Raw genomic sequence first — 15188 nt, forward strand, 5'->3', positions numbered from 1 at the left:
GGGGGGCGCGCCCCGCCTCGCGCCACCCCGGCCGCCGCCGCCATCGAGGGCGAGGGTCAGCGCCTCGCGTAGGCCCGGATGAAAGCGTGCACTCCGTCGACCATGATCTGGCGGGTCCGGTCCGGATCGGCATGCGCGGGGACCGGCTGCCGTTCGTAGGCCAACAGGACGGTCAGCGCGACGAAATGGGTGACGGCCACGCGCGGATTGTCCACCTCCAGGAGCCCGGCGTCGGCGAAGAGGGCGACGCGTTCGGCGAGCACTTCCTCGATCGCCGCCGTCGCGATGTCGTCCTCGGTCAGCGGCGTCCGCAGGCGCTCCTGCGCGACGAGAGCGAACCCGGCGGCGTACTCGGCGGAGCCGACGATCGCGGCGCCGAGGTCGACCGCCAGAGCGGTGAGCGCCTCTTCCAGCCGTGACACCGTCTCGATCCGCTCGTCCGGCGGGAGATGCTCGGCGAGCGCGCGATGCGCGGTGACCGACAGCGACTGCGACACCGCGGCGAGGATGGCCACGAAGAGGCTCCTCTTGTCGCCGAAGTAGTCGTACACGGTGCGTTTGGACACCCCGGCCCGAGCCGCGATGGCATCCATGCTGGTGCGGTCCACGCCTTGGCTCACGAACAGGTCGCGGGCGGCGCCGAGGATCGCCGTCCGCTTCTCCGCGGACCCTTCGCGCAGCGTCTTCTCCGTACCCGCGTACGTACGCGCCTGCGTACCCGGGCCCCTATCTGCGTTCGTCGTCGCAGCGCTCATCTGTACCTCCTGGTGAAGCCTACAGGCCACAGCGCAGCTAGCAAACTACACCGTGCAGTTTACTAACTGCACTATACGGTGTAGCTTTATCGACGTGATCACGCGATCCGCCGGCCAGGCGGACCGCGACACCGGCCGCGCGATCCGTGACATCGCGCGATCCGTGACGTCACGCACCCGGCCACGTCACGCGTCCCGCCACGTCACGTCACGCGACCCCGTCCACGTCACGCGACCCCGCCATGTCACACGATCCGTCACGAGCCCTCACGAGAGAGGAATTCCCGTGCCTCATGCACCCGCCCTCGTCGGCAACCTCGCTGCCGCCGTCATCGGGCGGCCGGCTCAGGTGCTCGGCGTCCACGAACCCGCCCCCGGCTTCATCGAGTTGGAGCTGCACGCCACGGCGCCGCCCGGCGGCTGGCGCCCCGGCCAAGAGATCCAGGCCCGTGTCACGCCCACCCACAGCCGTCGCTACTCGGTGCGGACCGTGGGCGGCCCGGACTGCGAACACATCACCGTGCTCGCCACCACCGCAGCCGAAGGCCCCGGCGCCGCCTGGCTGCGCCTCCTGCGCGCCGGCAGCCGGACCACGGTGCTGGCCGCACGGCACCGCCCGCTGCGCGAGAACGGAACCCGGCGCCTCTACCTCGGCGACGGCTGCGCCCTCGGCACCCTCGACGCGTACGCCCGGAACAGCGCCGCCCCGATCGTAGCCGTCGAGGTGCCGGCCGACGCCGTCGCGCCGCTCGCCGAGCACCGGCCCGAATACCACTTCCTGCCGGCCATCGGAGCACCGGGCGACGCGCTCCAGTCATGGCTCGAACGCGCCATCATCGAGGGTGAGTTCGCGACGACGGGTCTCGATGGCGCGCTGCTCCTGGGACACGCCCAGTCCATCCAGCGCCAACGGCGCGCACTCACCGACAGCCGGACCCTGACGCGTCAGGCCGTCACCACAAAGCCCTACTGGGCCACCGGCAAGTCAGGGCTCTGACAGCCGGGTGGTTCATGGCTGGGGCGCGAGAATCATCTGGGATCCCCGCGCCCCAGCCGTTTCACGCGCTGGTCGCGGGCGTCATGCCGAGGCGTCGCATGAGGAAGGCGAGCCAATAGGCGGTGTGGAGGACCGCTTCGGAGCGGCCGGAGGCCATGCCGTGGCCGACCCGGTCCCAGATGCGTACGAGAGCAGGGGCGTCGGGGCCGGCGGCGGCCTGGATACGGGCGACGGTCTTGCGGATCTGGCCGGAGGGGCACGCGGAGTCGACGGCTCCGGCGTGCACGTACAGCCACGGGTAGCTGCTCTTCTCGTCGATCAGTTGGTAGGCCGACATCGCCGCGAGGTGACGTACGGCGTCGGGTGCGTCGAAGCCGCCGCCGAACTCGTGGGGGACGGCGAACCTGCCGTACGGGTCCCGGCCGCTGCCGACCAGGTCGAGGATCGGGCACTGGGCGACGACGACGGCCCACAGATCGGGGCGCTGCGCGAAGGCCGCGCCCGCCATGATGCCGCCGTTGCTCCACCCGGTGACCGCGAGCCGGTCGGTCGTGGTGACGCCGGTGGCCAGGAGGTGCTCGGCGATGGCGTACAAGTCGTCGAAGCTGGTCTGCTTCTCCTCCGCCCGGCCGGCGTCGGCCCAGTCGGACCCCAGGTCGGCGCCGCCCCGCTGGTGGGAGATGACGAGCGCCCCGCCGGAGGCGACGAACGCGGCCAGCGGGCCGGGGTACTGAGCCGGCCAGGCGACGCGACCGCCTCCGTATGCGGTGATGAGCGTGGGGAGAGGCTCCTTCCGGCCCGCGCCGCTCCCGGCGCTGTCGGTGCTCTTGGCGCTCCCGGCCCCTTCGTCGCTCCCGGCGCTCCCGGCGCTCTCGGCTCCCTCGACTCCCCCAACTCCCTCAACTCCCTCAACTCCCTCAACTCCCTCGGGCAGGATGAGGTGGTACGGGACCCGGGTGCCGTCGCCGGACTCGGCCCAGCGGAGGGACACGTCGACCCCCGGCAGGGTCACACGCGGCGGCCGCACCGTCTCCACCTGCCCCGATCCCAGCCGGTAGCGGTACAGCCCCGGCGAGGAGCGCGGGGTCGAGTAGAGGAAGACGAAGTCCTCCGGGTGGCCGTCGGGCGTCAGCGCGTTGTGCGGCAGCGCGTCGTTGGGGAACGCCCCCGGGCGGGGCAGCGGGACCTCCTCCAGCTCGGCGCCGTCACGGTCGAAGACCCAGGCCCTGGCCTCGGTGTCCACGGAGCCGGTGACCACGAGCCGGCCGCCGACGAGGCGCACGTGGCTCAGCACGCGGTCGGACTCCGGCACGATCTCCCGCCAGCCGGCCGGGTCACGGGGCGCGGGGTCGTCGAAGGCGATGGCCACCACGCGGCCGCGGGGCGCGTCGAGGTTGGTGACGGCGAGGTAGCGGTCGCCGTCGATGACGCCCAGCACCGTGGCGTCGACGCCCTTGACGAAGGGGCGCCACTCGCGGCCGGGGAGTTCGCAGACGTACCGCGGCAGGGCCCACACGCTGGTGGCGACGGCGTACCGGCCCTCGGGGTCGACCTGGACGAGTGGGACGTCGGGGGCGTCCACCGCCTCCGGGACGGTCGGGGCCGCGGCGCCGACGCGGTGGTAGTACACGGGGAAGGCGTACGCGTCGCCCGCAGGGTCCGCGGCGGTGTAGAAGAAGCCGGTGCTGTCGGGCGTCCACTGCGGGACGACCAGCGGGCCGTGGGCGCGGTGCGGGATGTCATCGGGGAGCCGGTCCCCGGATTCGGTGTCGTAGAGGCGGATCTCTCCGAGTTCGCCGCCGTCCGTGGTGACTCCGACCGCGAACGTCTCGCCGTCAGGGGAGGGAGCGAGCCAGAAGACGTGCTGGATCCCCTCCGCCTGGGGGTCGAGCAGGACCCGTCCCTCCTCCTCCGGGAAGTCCGCGACCATGACCACGGCCGCCTCCGGGTAGGCCGCGCCGCCGTCGCCAGTGGGCCGCCCGAGCCGGAACCAGCGCCCGCCGGCGAACTGGGGTGTGGGGTCGACCATCCAGTTGGGAGATCCCGTGCCGTCGGCTGTGCAGTATCCGACCAGTTGCAGCAGGCGTTCGAAGTGCGGTTCACCGCGCACAAGTTGGTCGGTCAGAAGGTTCTGGGCGCGCTGCCAGGCTGCCGTCTCGTCCGAGTCCCGCTCCAGCCATCGGTAGGGGTCGGGGAAGCTGACGCCGGCGACGACCTCATGTTCGTCCTCGGTACGGGCGGCCGGATAGGTCAGCGGTCGTTTCATTGCTTGGTGCGCCTTCTGTCGATGGTGTGTCACGGCTTCTGTCCATGGCGTGCCGCGACCTTTCTTCATGCTTTCTTCGTGGCGCGCCGCGGCTTCCGTCGACGGTGTGTCGCGACTTCGGCTGGTGTGCCGCGGCGCGTGCTGCACGCCGCGGCGACCGGTGGCGCGTGGGGCGACACCACCGCGTTCGCGACGACAGTCACGTGTAGTCATGTGTAGTCACGTGTCCATCGGACACCGTACGCAGCCCGAAGATCTCAGTCCCTCGACAGATGTCGCGCCTTTCCGCCGGTCCGCTCGTCATATGTCGCCGCACCCCGTCACCGCGCGGTCAGGGCAATCGCCACCGCCCATCCGATATAACCGAAATTGACGACCAGGCAGGAAATCTCAAAAATCGGCAGACGCCTTGGACGCGCACGGTCGCCGAGCTTCTGGACCAAGGCATCCACATGGGAGACCAGATAAAGGCAGACCAGGGCTGCCGCGGCCCATCCGCCCACCGTCCGGGCCGACGGCAGCAGAATCAGGAAACCGGCGAAAATATCCGCGACCCCACTGGCGGCAACGAGAAATTCGACCCGGCCGAGTCGGCGCGGAAGCAGCTCGCTCACCCAGCTCGGAATAAGACCGCGCATATAGGCGGGCTTGACGAAGTGTGCGATACCTGACGCGATCATCCATAGACCGAACAGAAAGGTTGCTATAACGTTCACACGGTGATGATGATCCCGTCGCGCAGTTGGGCGCTTGAACAAAACGATCGCCGCACCGACTTCGTCACCGGCCCCGCCGGCACGATGTTCGCCGAGTCCGACGCGTTCGAGGTCGCCCCGCACTGTCATCCGGCATGGAAGGTCGTGCTCCCCCTCGCCGGTCAGGTCGAGGTCGGGTACGGCGGCGGGACCGTAACGGCCGCCGGGATGATCATTCCTCCGCAGCTCGTGCACACCTGCGCCACGTCCTCGGCCTATGTCGCGCTGTTCTTCGATCCCTGGATGTTCCGTCACGATCCCGGGCCGACGCGGCTCGACGCCGCCGGCAGCCGGCGCGTGCTGGCCGCTCTCGGCCCTCCCCACCAGCCGGCCGCCGCGGCCGATCTGGCGGCGGCGCATACCGAGCTCGCCGACCTCATCGGGGCGGGAGCACTCCTCGACCGCCGACTGGCCAGGGCTGTCCAGTCGATCCAGTCGGTGCTGTCGGTGCTGTCGGTCCAGGAGCAGGCGGGCGTCGGCTCCGACGATGCCCTCCAGGCCGTCGCCTCCGACGCGGGCATTTCCGCGCCGCGCTTGCGGGCGCTCGCGCGTACCTCGGTGGGCGTGCCCCTGACGCGGCTGCGGCAGTGGGCGCGGCTGCGGGTCGCGGTCACCGAGCTGCCGCGCGAGTCGGCAGCCGCGGCGGCCGCGTTCGCGGGCTTCGCCGACCAGGCCCATTTCACCCGTACCGCCCGGCGTCTTCTGGGACGTACGCCCTCGTCGATCACGCGCCCCGCTCTCTGAGACCCCACCCCGCGCAGCGGCTTCAGCGACTTCAGGGTCTTCAGCGGCTCAGCAACTACGGGAGCTTCGGCGACTCGGCGACTGAGGGGTGTCAGGGCAAGGCAGAAAGCGCGGGATACGGCGTAGCGGAGTCAAACGGAGTCAGAGGTCAGGAGCCGGGCGGCTGCGGAGTACGGCGTGCCGCGCCTGCCAGGTGGCCCAGCGGCTGCCGAACGGCGCGTAGTCGATCTCCACGACGGTGAAGTGGGGTTCGACTAAAGCGAGAAAGGTTTCTTCGGCCATACGGGACGGGCCTCGGGCCACGCAGCGTTCCGCCTCCACGGTGATGGCGCTCGCGCCGACGTGCACCCAGAGACCTCCCGGCAGGCAGGCGCGCGCCACGGCCGCGACGAGGCGACGCCGGTCCGTCATCCGCGGTACGGCGTGCAGTACGCCCCGCTCCAACACCACCGGAAACCGGCCGAGCGGCGGCGGCTCGCGCGTGACGTCGGCCGTCGCGAAGCGGACCGGGAGCGCCTCGGGGGTACGGGCACGGGCCAGCTCGATCGCCCGCGCCGAGAAGTCGCACCCGGTGACCCGGTAGCCGAGTTCGGCGAGCCGGCGCGAGGTCGTGCCCAGCCCGCAGCCCACGTCGAGCACTTCGACGGGCGGCGGCACGTGCCGGGCGAGCAGGCGGGCGAGGAGCGCTGTGGGCGGCTCGTCCCACACCGGCTCCCCGAACCGATATGTCAGGTTCCACTCCTGTGCCGTCATGGGCTCCATGTCCCGTGACTTTTCCATCGTGGCCCATTCTTCTTGTTCTTCTCTTCCTGGCCTTCCCAACGGTCGGAGCTCGGACTACAGGGCCGCTGAACACGGAACCGGAATGCGTGCTACGGGAAGGCATATTTCCTTTTCCGCCGGGCCCCGTACATCCACGGCCAACTACGACCGACCACATCACAGAATCGATCTCTCACCGCTCCGCAAAAGAGATCTCGGACCGCTTCGCACATTAGCGCCTCCTTAGGAGTTGTGCACCCAGTTCGCCCGGAACTAACGTGTACGGCAGTCGCTCCGGCGACACACACCCAACGTGGCCCAGAATCGGCGCGACTCCGCGTCAACGCGACTCCGTGTCGACGCGACTCCGAATCGGTGCGAAACCGATCTTCCATTAGGCAGCCTGCCACGTTCCCCATCAGGGAGGGATCATGACCGCTCTACATCCCGAAGCAACTGTCGAGGATGAATTCTCCGAGCTCGACGAACTGGAAGTGATTGATTCCAAGGAGCTCAAGCTCGGCGGGGCCTACCACACCTACGCCTATATCGCGGCGGAGGACATCTACGAGACGGGGCACTGAGCTCCATCCCGTTTCTGCGGGTTGCGTGCTGTCCGACCCTCTTGTTCCCGAGGGTTCGGGTCGCCTCGCGCATTCACGTGGAGCACGCCGTGATGTACGACCGTCCGTCGGAAGAGGAGGTGGGCCGTGCCGCGCGTACCCGCGGTGGACGGCGCCCCCGTCGACGCGCTCCTCCTCTTCCCGCCGCAGACCGAAGCCAGGTTCTTCCCGTATCTGAGCCTGCCGTATCTCTCCGGACATCTGCGGCGCCGCGGTCGGCGGGTCCACCAGGCCGACCTCAACATCGCCCTGCTCCACGAACTGCTGCAAGATCCAAGCCTGTTGGAGGCGGCGGCAGCGCGAGGTCAGGGCGATGGCGGGATGAGCGACTGGTACCGCGGGGAGATGGTCCGCACCCTCGGCCGGCACATCCACGAGGTCCGTGCGCAGGTCATGCGGAAGGCGCCGCCAGGTGAGCTGGGCGCCGCAGGCGCGATACGGCTCGCCCGGCAGGCGCTCGAACTGTTCGTCCAGGACACCTTCCTGACATCGGCCTGGCCCGGCCTCAACGACCTGAGCGACGTCGACAACCTCGGCGACCTCGGCGACCTCGACAGTGCGGTGCGATGGGCAGCGGACCGGCCGCCCGTAGCCTCCGGGACCGCGGTGGAGGTGCTCCACCGCCTGGTTGCCGAGCTCCTGACAAACCATCAACCACGTGTAGTGGGCCTGTCGGTGGCGTTCTTCAGCCAGCTCGGCCCCGCGCTGCTGATCGCCGCCTGGGTCAGGAGACTCGCACCGGGCAGCAGGATCTGCCTGGGCGGGCAGCAGATCATGCTCCGCGAAGCGGACCTCGCCGACCTGCCCGGCCTCCGCCGCACGGTCGACGCGCTGTGCTGGACCGCCGGGGAGGAACCCCTCGAACGCTGGCTCGACACCCTCGACACCCTCGACACCCACGGCACTCACGACGGCGCGGTCAACCGCAACGGCCGCAACCCCCACAACATCCACAACTGCACTGCCCCTCCGGCTTCCGTTCCCGGCATGACCTGGATTTCGCGCGAGGGGCCCTCCGTACGCTCCCGTCGGCAGCCGGCCCTGCGGTTCCACGAACTCGGGCCGCCCGACCACACCGGCCTCCCCGTCCGCTCGTACCTCAACGAGGGCCTGGAAGCAGCGATCATCTCCTGCATCGGCTGCTACTGGGGGCGCTGCGCGTTCTGCGCGTACGGCAACAGGTCACTCTCGCCCGGCAATTACCAGCAGGCCACCGTGCGTCAGATCGCCGACGCGGTCGAGGCAGTGGTACGCGACACAGGGACCCGGTTCGTGGCGATCGTGGACGAGAACACCAATCTGCGTCTGATCGCGAAGGCGATGCGCGCTGTGCGCGAACGCGGTGTTCGGGTGCGGTTCGGGGTGCGCAGCAGGCTGGAACCCAGCCTGACCGAGCCGGAGTTCTGCCGGACGCTGGCCGAGACGGGCTGCGCGATGATCGCCGTCGGATACGAGGGGAACTCGCAGCGCCTGCTCGACCTGATGGACCGGGGCGTGTGCGCGGCCGACTACCAGCGGATCGTGGACAACCTCACCGGGGCGGGGATCACCCTGCGGTTCTCGGTGATGGGCCACGTCCTGGACGAACGGCCGGAGGAATTCGAGGAGTCCCTGCGGTTCCTGGTCGCCAATGAGCAGCACATCGGCATCGACGCGCTCGAACTGCTGGTGCCCGAACCGGGCAGCAGGCTCGCCCAGGCCCCGGAGCGCTACGGGATCTCGCTGGACACCTCGGGCCCGCTCGCCGGAAACCCGGAGCTGAGCTACCTCACCGGCCGGGTCGGCTATCCGCTGACGGTCCGCGGCGGCCCGACACGCGCCGAGGCCCTCGCCCGGCTGGAGCGGGTCTTCCGGTCGGTGCGGCCCGGCCGCGTGAGCGCCGCCCACCCGCCCTCCCGCCGCGCGGCGGACCGGGGCGGCCCGTATCCGCCCGACGCCGCGAGGCCGCGTCCGTGGGTACGTACCGTGCCCGCCCGTCTCGACGCGGCGCCCGACCGCATCGTGGTCGCCGACCTGGTGTGGGAGCAGTTCTACGCGCTGCCCCGCCGTGACGTGGAACAGCGCCCCGACGGTCTGCTCACGGCCCGCACCGCCCGTGGCCGACGGCTGCTGGCGCGTCTGGTCGACGTATCGGCCGCCGAACCGCTCCCGGCGGTACCCACGACCACAACCGCAACCGTAGCCGCGCCCTCGCCCCTGCCTTCACCCGCAGCCGCCCAGCACGCCAGGAGGCCGATATGACCGCTATGGCCGCGCCCTCTCCCGCCGTCGCGCGCAGTGCCGACGCCAGGGCGGCGCGTCGGCTCGGGCTCGGCGTGCTCGTGGACATGCCGTGGTCCGGACAGGGCGTCGGCGGGCGGGGCATCGGGTTCGTGGACACGGACGACGGCGGCGGCGACATCCACCCCCGGCTGAGGGCCTTCTTCCAGCGCCACGGCGACGACTTCGGATACGCGGCGCACTCCTTCCAGCCGCGCTCGCGCGCCCTCCCCCGAGTGGCCGACTATGTGCGCGCCTACGACCGGTTCGGGCAGGCGCTGCCCGCCGGCCTGCCCCGGGCGTTCCACCACACCGAGCTCAATATGGGCACGCCCGAGCGCTACGACCGCGAGTCGGCCGCCGAGTTCGCCAATGAGCTCCACGCCCGATACCAATTCGCCTGGGTGGTGGAGGACTTGGGAATCTGGAGCCTGCGCGGCTGCCCTTTGCCGTACCCACTGCCGCCGCCGCTCACCGGTCCCGGTCTGGACATCGCCACGCGGAACGCGGCTGAGGCCGCGCGGCTCCTGGTGCCGCCGCTGCACGTCGAATTCCCCGGCTTCACCGAGGGCGGCTCGTTCGCGCTGGGCGGCCTCGACGCGTTCGAGTACTTCGCCAGGCTGGCCGAGGACGCCGATGTATGGGTGACGCTCGACGTCGGACACCTGCTCAGCTACCAGTGGCTGCGCGGGCGCACCGGCCCTCACATGTTCGACGGGATCGAGGCGCTGCCGCTGCGCCGCTGCCGCGAACTTCACCTGTCGGGCTGTCAGATCGTCGGCGGGAAGTTCCGCGACCTGCACCACGGCGTACTCCTCGATGAGCAGATCGACCTCGCCGCCCATCTGCTGACGCGCTGTCCGAACCTCATCGGAGTCACCTACGAAGACCCGGTGTTCCGCGCGGACGGCCGGCTGGTGGAGAAGTCCCGGCGCAATTACGACCGGCTCAGGGCGCTGGTCGCCGAGTGGCAGCACGAGGGATCGCCATGAGGGCCGCGCCTGAGGCTGCCATGAGGGCCGCCGCGTCCAGGGCTGACATGAAGGCGACGTCTGTGGAGCAGTTGAACGGCTCGCAGCTCACGGACCTCCTGATGCGGCTACTGCTGGACGAGCGCCTCAGGACGCGGCTCGCCTCCGAGGGGCCTGCTGCGGTCGCCTCCGGGCCGGGTGAGCGGGAGTGCCTGGAGACAGTCGATCTCACCGAACTCAACAGCGCGGCAAGGCAGTTCCGCAATGCCGTCTGGAAGATGGGCAGGAGCGGCGGCATCGCTTCCGCGTTCCCGCGCAGCCTGCGCATTCTCACGGCGGCGGGCGTCAAGGACGCGGAACTGCTCACCGGGTTCCTCGGCTCGGAGGAGTTCGGCAGGTTCCGGCTCGTTCCCCACGCGGGACGCGGACTCTCCGTGGAGGAGTCGTTCGCCTCGTACTTGCTCGGCTTCGTCGCCGCGCACCGGGACCACCGACTCGCGGGCGTGGGCACAACGGCGGGCGGGGGCGGGGGCGCGGGCGCGGGCATGACCATGAGCGTGGGCGGGTGCGGTAGCGCGGCGGAAGCGTATGTCGTGCTGCGCGAGACCGTGACGCACGAGTTGATGACGGCTCTGTTCACGGCGCTGGTCTGCGAGCAGCCGTTGTCGTTCGACATCGCCGTCGAGGGAATCGTCACGACCGGCCGAGGCCACGCGGCCCTGCGCCGGTACGCACCCAGGTCCGTCGTCTCCTGGTCGGACCGCCCGGCGGCTGCCGCCCGGCGGGAGAGCGCGGAGCCGGCCGTGGCCTACGCCTACTTCGCGACACCCGCCGGGGTCACGCGCGGGGCCGTCTCCGCGCAGATCGCCGCGGCGTTCGGGACCACCCCATCGGCCGAGGGCGACGCCGCCCGCCGCGCGCTCTCCGGGCGCGGGCTCTGGTGAGGCCGCCGGCCGCCTCCGCGCACGCGCCGGACGGTTCCGGCGAGAAAGGAAACGGACTGTCATGCGCATCGTGTTGGTGGACATGCCGTGGTCGGCGATCGACGCACCGTCACTCGCCCTCGGCATCCTCAAACGCCGGGTCCTCGACGTCTTCCCGAACGCCTCGGTCGATGTCGTGCACGCCAACCTCGACTACGTCGACTGGCTGACGGCACACACCGGCTTCACGTTCGAGGAGTACGACTTCTGCGCGAGCTCGTACTTCTCCGGGCACAGTGAATGGATCTTCTCGGCAGCCCTCAATGAGCAACCGCACTGGAACGTGCGGGAGTTCAATGAGTCGATAGGGGAAAAGGTGCCCGAGCCGCTGCTCGCCAAGGCTCGGGAGCTGCACGAACTCGCCCCGCGGTTCGTACGGGACATCGCCGCGAGGATCGCCGCCGGCGCGCCCGACGTCGTCGGCTTCACCACGACGTTCGCGCAGAACGCCGCCGCTCTGGCAACCGCCCGCGCGGTCAAGTCCTTTGCTCCGTACGCCGCTACGGTGTTCGGCGGGGCGAACTGCGACGGCCCGCAGGGCGCGGCGCTGCACCGGAACTTCCCGTTCGTCGACTTCGTCGTACGGGGCGAGGGCGAGGCGACCTTCCCTCAACTGCTGACAGCGCTCCGTCACGGCGACGGTGACGGCGACGAAGGTGACGGCGGCAGCGGCAGCAGCGACAGGGACGGTGAAGGCGGCCTTTCGGGAATCTCCGGCCTGTGCTGGCGGGACAGCGGCGGCCGGTGCGTCGCCAACCCGATGGAGGACAAGCCCCTTCCTCCAGGAGCGCTGGTCACCCCCGAGTATGGCGACTACTTCGACCGTCACGCGCGGTCCACCGCGGGCAGCTGGGTGGAGCCCCGCATCGTCGTGGAGGGCTCGCGCGGATGCTGGTGGGGAGAGAAGCACCATTGCGCGTTCTGCGGGCTCAACGGGTCGTTCATGGAGTTCCGCAGCAAGAACCCGCAGCGGTTCGTCGACGAGATCCTCGGCCTCGTCGAGCGGTACCGCATCCTCGACGTGTGGGTCACCGACAACATCCTCGACATGGCCTACCTCACCTCGATGGCGCCCCGGCTCCAGGAGTCCGGCTACGACCTGCGGCTGTGCTACGAGATCAAGTCGAACCTGCGGCGCGAACAGCTGCGGACCCTGAGCGCGGCCGGCATCGGCTACATCCAGGCCGGAGTCGAGAACCTCAGCAGCCGGGTGCTCCAACTCATGGACAAGGGTGTGACCGGCTGTCAGAACGTCCGGCTGCTGCGCGACGCGGAAACCGTCGGGATGAACCTGAACTGGAACTATCTCTACGGCTTCCCCGGCGAATCGGACGAGGACTACGACGCGATCTGCGACCAGGCGCCCGCCCTGCATCACCTCACCCCGCCTTTCAACGCCACCCGCATCAAGGTCGAGCGCTTCAGCCCGTACTTCGACCAGCCGGAGCTCGGCTTCGACGAGCTGCGCCCCGCCGCCCACTACCGCCACATCTATGACCTGCCGGAGTCCGAACTCGCCGAATTGGTCTACCTCTTCGACTCGCGCGATCTCGGCGTCTCGCCGTCCTGCCTGGACCGTCTGAAGCGGGCCGTGAGCGGCTGGAAGGACGCCTATCTGCACTGCCGGTTGACCCACTGCGACCTCGGCGACCGCATCGTCCTCGTCGACACCCGCCCCGGATTCGTGTGGCGCCTGCTCGACCTGACGGACCCTCTGGAGGTGGCCGTCTTCCGCCTCCTCGACATGCCCCACTCCCCCGCGTCCCTGCTGCGCAAGGCGGCGGCCCGCCACGAGGACGCGACCGAGGAGCGGATCACTGAACTCCTCGACCGCTGGCGCCACATGGGCATCGTCTTCACCGACGGCGGCCAGTGCATCCATGTCGCCCCGGTGGCCGCCAACCAGGATCTGATGCGCCTGGACGGCAGCCGCCTGCACAGCGCCGAGCCCCTCGCCCCGGCCCTGGCCGCTTCCCCCGCCGCCCCCGCTGCCCCAACCTCAGCCCCAACTCCCGTCACCGTCACCGTCACCGCCACCGGAGGAACCGGAGGGACCGGATGAGCCCGCTCGCCGCCCCGCCTCTCGCACCAGTGACCTTGGCGCTATGGAAAGAACGCGATCCGGTGGCCTGGGACATACCGGGGGTGTACGTCGGTACGGTCGACCTGATGGGCAGCCAGGTCGAGGGCGCCGTAACGGAACTCGCCTCCCAAGGAGTTCAGTTCGCCAGGCTCCCGAGGGTCATTGACCTGACTGACCGCCATGGCGATGCCGCGGTCACGGCACTCGTGGCCGTACGCGAACTCACCGCCTTCGGCATCGCCGTCGACTGGACACTGCGCCTGCCCGGACGGGGAACCGACGCCGATCCCGGCGCCCGCGCCGACGCGATGGCCGAGTGGCAGCCGCTCAGCCACCTCCACCCGCCCACTGCCGTATTCCGCGACGGCCACGAGGGCTCGGGAAGCTCCGACAACTCCGGCCGCTTCGGCAACTCCGCTCAAGACATCGTCGTCCGTTGGCGCGACTCGTTCCACGCCGCGAAGTGCGGTTACCGCCGTGGTCCCGGTTTCCTCGAGGTGCGGGACCGTCGCGGCGACTCGTTCAAGCGCCTGGTCATCCGTACATCCGAGCACGATCAGCTGATCCAGGCCCTGCTACGCGGCTTGCCGGAGACTGGCGTGCCCCCATCGGTCGTCGCGAGGTATCTGCCGCCCGGCCTGATCCATCGGGCGGGACGCTTTCTGTGGTGGACGCCGTACCGGATCCGCCGCTGGCCGCTGAGCACCACCATTCCGTAGCCACGTACAGAGGGTCGCAAGGTGCGTTCGCAGAGGGCGCGCGCAGCGGGCGCGGGTGCTCAGACGGGAACCGCTTCCACCCAGCTGTGGTCGTCGGTGAGGTACCGGACCAGACGCAGCCCGGCGGCCATCAGGATGCGCTCCAGTTCCGCGTCCGGTACGTCCCAGGCGCGGAAGGAGTGGGTCCACCGCGCGCCGTCGGCCTCGTACTCGATACGTACGTCGGCGACGCCGGGCGCCGAGCGTTCCACGGACACGATCCGCATGCCGATATCCGCCCTCGTCCGGCCGGCCGACGTCATCGCCATGCGGGACTCGAACCAGTCATCGCCCTGACGCTCCACCAGGACCCGTCCGCTGTCGGCGACATGGCGTCGGCAGCTTCGCACCATCGCGTCGCGGGACGACGGATCGACGGTGTTGAGCAGATGCGAGGCCAGCAGTACGGCGTCGAACCGCTCGCCGAGGTCCAGTGCCTCGATGGAACTGTGCACCGTACGAGCCCCCTTGACCCGGCTGAGCATTTCCTCCGACTCGTCCACGGCGACGATGCGATAGCCGCGCTCCAGCAGCGCATGGGTCACCCGCCCCGCCCCCGCGCCCAGTTCGAGGATCGAGGCGCCCGGCGGAACGACTCGCGCGATGGTCTCCGGTTCGGTTCCGGCAGGAAGCCGGGAGTACAACTCCACCGCGTTCCCGTCCGGCGTGAACGCCCCAGGACCGGTCCCCTCACCACGACGCGCGGGCCCGTGTGCCCTCTCGCCCATCTGACGCCCCCTGTCGATTCACGTTCAGCAGCGGTACGGATACGCGACCGGACTGGCACCCACGCTCAGGTGCTCCAGAAGTACTGGGCGCTCAGCCGTCGAATCGGCGGCGCGCGTCCTCGATGCTGCCGAGGTATCGGTGGGTCCAGCCGCACATGGCGTCGACCGTGGCGCGCAGGCCCTGCCCCGGCTCGGTAAGGGTGTATTCGACGCGCGGCGGCACGGTGGGGTGCACCTTCCGCTCGACCAGACCGTTGCGCTCCAGCATGCGCAGGTTCTGGGTGAGCATCTTGTGGCTGACGCCCTCGACCTCGTCGCGCAGCTCACTGAAGCGCAGGGTGCGCTCGCCGAGCGCCTCGATGATCAGCAACGCCCACTTGTTGGCGACGTCCGAGAAGATCTCCCGCGCCAGGGAGTCCGCCCGCCGCAGGTCGGCGTCCTCGGGCAACCCCTTGAGCAGCTGCTTAGTAACCATCAGGTTCCCCAGTCACCAAAAAGTGCGTT

At 70.0% G+C, this 15188-nt stretch carries 14 protein-coding genes; 8 read left to right on the forward strand and 6 right to left on the reverse strand.

What is annotated here, in order from left to right; genetic code table 11:
* Positions 1-56: 56 nt before the first annotated feature.
* Positions 57-755: a helix-turn-helix domain-containing protein gene (locus tag AB0I49_RS29205; protein WP_363230109.1), complete on the reverse strand. Its 699-nt coding sequence runs from the start codon at positions 753-755 to the stop codon at positions 57-59.
* A gap of 286 nt (positions 756-1041) precedes the next feature.
* Here AB0I49_RS29205 and AB0I49_RS29210 point away from each other — a divergent pair, with 286 nt between their 5' ends.
* Positions 1042-1752 (forward strand): hypothetical protein, encoded by a 711-nt coding sequence (locus AB0I49_RS29210; RefSeq protein ID WP_363230110.1) that lies wholly within the window; start codon positions 1042-1044, stop codon positions 1750-1752.
* 61 nt (positions 1753-1813) lie between these two features.
* Here AB0I49_RS29210 and AB0I49_RS29215 read toward each other — a convergent pair whose 3' ends face one another.
* Together AB0I49_RS29215 and AB0I49_RS29220 are read right to left on the reverse strand one after the other, a co-directional pair.
* Positions 1814-4018: a prolyl oligopeptidase family serine peptidase gene (locus tag AB0I49_RS29215; protein ID WP_363230111.1), complete on the reverse strand. Its 2205-nt coding sequence runs from the start codon at positions 4016-4018 to the stop codon at positions 1814-1816.
* Between the two features lie 320 nt (positions 4019-4338).
* Entirely contained in the window at positions 4339-4734 is a 396-nt protein-coding gene (locus AB0I49_RS29220) for a hypothetical protein (RefSeq protein ID WP_363230112.1), read from the reverse strand.
* Between the two features lie 6 nt (positions 4735-4740).
* Here AB0I49_RS29220 and AB0I49_RS29225 point away from each other — a divergent pair, with 6 nt between their 5' ends.
* Entirely contained in the window at positions 4741-5517 is a 777-nt protein-coding gene (locus AB0I49_RS29225; protein WP_363230215.1) for a helix-turn-helix domain-containing protein, read from the forward strand.
* Positions 5518-5658: 141 nt separating this feature from the next.
* Here the strand turns inward: AB0I49_RS29225 and AB0I49_RS29230 are convergent, their stop codons facing one another.
* The gene (locus AB0I49_RS29230; protein WP_363230113.1) at positions 5659-6297 is read right to left on the reverse strand and encodes a class I SAM-dependent methyltransferase; all 639 of its coding nucleotides are present in this window, start codon (positions 6295-6297) and stop codon (positions 5659-5661) included.
* Between the two features lie 413 nt (positions 6298-6710).
* Here AB0I49_RS29230 and AB0I49_RS29235 point away from each other — a divergent pair, with 413 nt between their 5' ends.
* The 6 genes from AB0I49_RS29235 (at position 6711) to AB0I49_RS29260 (ending at position 13917) form a co-directional block, all read left to right on the forward strand.
* Complete coding sequence (locus tag AB0I49_RS29235) at positions 6711-6863, forward strand: hypothetical protein (RefSeq protein WP_363230114.1); 153 nt, start codon at positions 6711-6713, stop codon at positions 6861-6863.
* Positions 6864-6989: 126 nt separating this feature from the next.
* Complete coding sequence (locus AB0I49_RS29240) at positions 6990-9143, forward strand: radical SAM protein (RefSeq protein ID WP_363230115.1); 2154 nt, start codon at positions 6990-6992, stop codon at positions 9141-9143.
* Complete coding sequence (locus AB0I49_RS29245) at positions 9140-10153, forward strand: DUF692 family multinuclear iron-containing protein (protein WP_363230116.1); 1014 nt, start codon at positions 9140-9142, stop codon at positions 10151-10153. The genes AB0I49_RS29240 and AB0I49_RS29245 overlap by 4 nt, the downstream gene beginning before the upstream one ends.
* 47 nt (positions 10154-10200) lie before the next feature.
* Positions 10201-11076, forward strand: coding sequence for a hypothetical protein (locus AB0I49_RS29250; protein WP_363230117.1), 876 nt, complete (start codon positions 10201-10203; stop codon positions 11074-11076).
* A 61-nt stretch (positions 11077-11137) separates the two neighbouring features.
* Positions 11138-13177, forward strand: a complete 2040-nt coding sequence (locus AB0I49_RS29255; protein WP_363230118.1) for a RiPP maturation radical SAM C-methyltransferase — start codon at positions 11138-11140, stop codon at positions 13175-13177.
* A complete protein-coding gene (locus AB0I49_RS29260) occupies positions 13174-13917 on the forward strand; it encodes a DUF5825 family protein (protein WP_363230119.1) in 744 nt (247 codons plus the stop codon). The genes AB0I49_RS29255 and AB0I49_RS29260 overlap by 4 nt, the downstream gene beginning before the upstream one ends.
* A gap of 59 nt (positions 13918-13976) precedes the next feature.
* Here the strand turns inward: AB0I49_RS29260 and AB0I49_RS29265 are convergent, their stop codons facing one another.
* Entirely contained in the window at positions 13977-14684 is a 708-nt protein-coding gene (locus tag AB0I49_RS29265; RefSeq protein ID WP_363230120.1) for a methyltransferase domain-containing protein, read from the reverse strand.
* 91 nt (positions 14685-14775) lie between these two features.
* Positions 14776-15159, reverse strand: a complete 384-nt coding sequence (locus tag AB0I49_RS29270) for a helix-turn-helix domain-containing protein (RefSeq protein WP_363230121.1) — start codon at positions 15157-15159, stop codon at positions 14776-14778.
* Positions 15160-15188: the final 29 nt, after the last annotated feature.

The sequence above is a fragment of the Streptomyces sp. NPDC050617 genome, assembly GCF_040654795.1.
Lineage (GTDB): Bacteria > Actinomycetota > Actinomycetes > Streptomycetales > Streptomycetaceae > Streptomyces.

Coding starts and splice junctions, on each gene's coding strand:
- AB0I49_RS29250 (WP_363230117.1), top strand. CDS start 10,201: ATGAAGGCGACGTCTGTGGAGCAGTTGAACGGCTCGCAGCTCACGGAC.
- AB0I49_RS29230 (WP_363230113.1), bottom strand. CDS start 6,297: ATGGAAAAGTCACGGGACATGGAGCCCATGACGGCACAGGAGTGGAAC.
- AB0I49_RS29265 (WP_363230120.1), bottom strand. CDS start 14,684: ATGGGCGAGAGGGCACACGGGCCCGCGCGTCGTGGTGAGGGGACCGGT.
- AB0I49_RS29260 (WP_363230119.1), top strand. CDS start 13,174: ATGAGCCCGCTCGCCGCCCCGCCTCTCGCACCAGTGACCTTGGCGCTA.
- AB0I49_RS29215 (WP_363230111.1), bottom strand. CDS start 4,018: ATGAAACGACCGCTGACCTATCCGGCCGCCCGTACCGAGGACGAACAT.
- AB0I49_RS29270 (WP_363230121.1), bottom strand. CDS start 15,159: ATGGTTACTAAGCAGCTGCTCAAGGGGTTGCCCGAGGACGCCGACCTG.
- AB0I49_RS29235 (WP_363230114.1), top strand. CDS start 6,711: ATGACCGCTCTACATCCCGAAGCAACTGTCGAGGATGAATTCTCCGAG.
- AB0I49_RS29245 (WP_363230116.1), top strand. CDS start 9,140: ATGACCGCTATGGCCGCGCCCTCTCCCGCCGTCGCGCGCAGTGCCGAC.
- AB0I49_RS29255 (WP_363230118.1), top strand. CDS start 11,138: ATGCGCATCGTGTTGGTGGACATGCCGTGGTCGGCGATCGACGCACCG.
- AB0I49_RS29205 (WP_363230109.1), bottom strand. CDS start 755: ATGAGCGCTGCGACGACGAACGCAGATAGGGGCCCGGGTACGCAGGCG.
- AB0I49_RS29225 (WP_363230215.1), top strand. CDS start 4,741: ATGATGATCCCGTCGCGCAGTTGGGCGCTTGAACAAAACGATCGCCGC.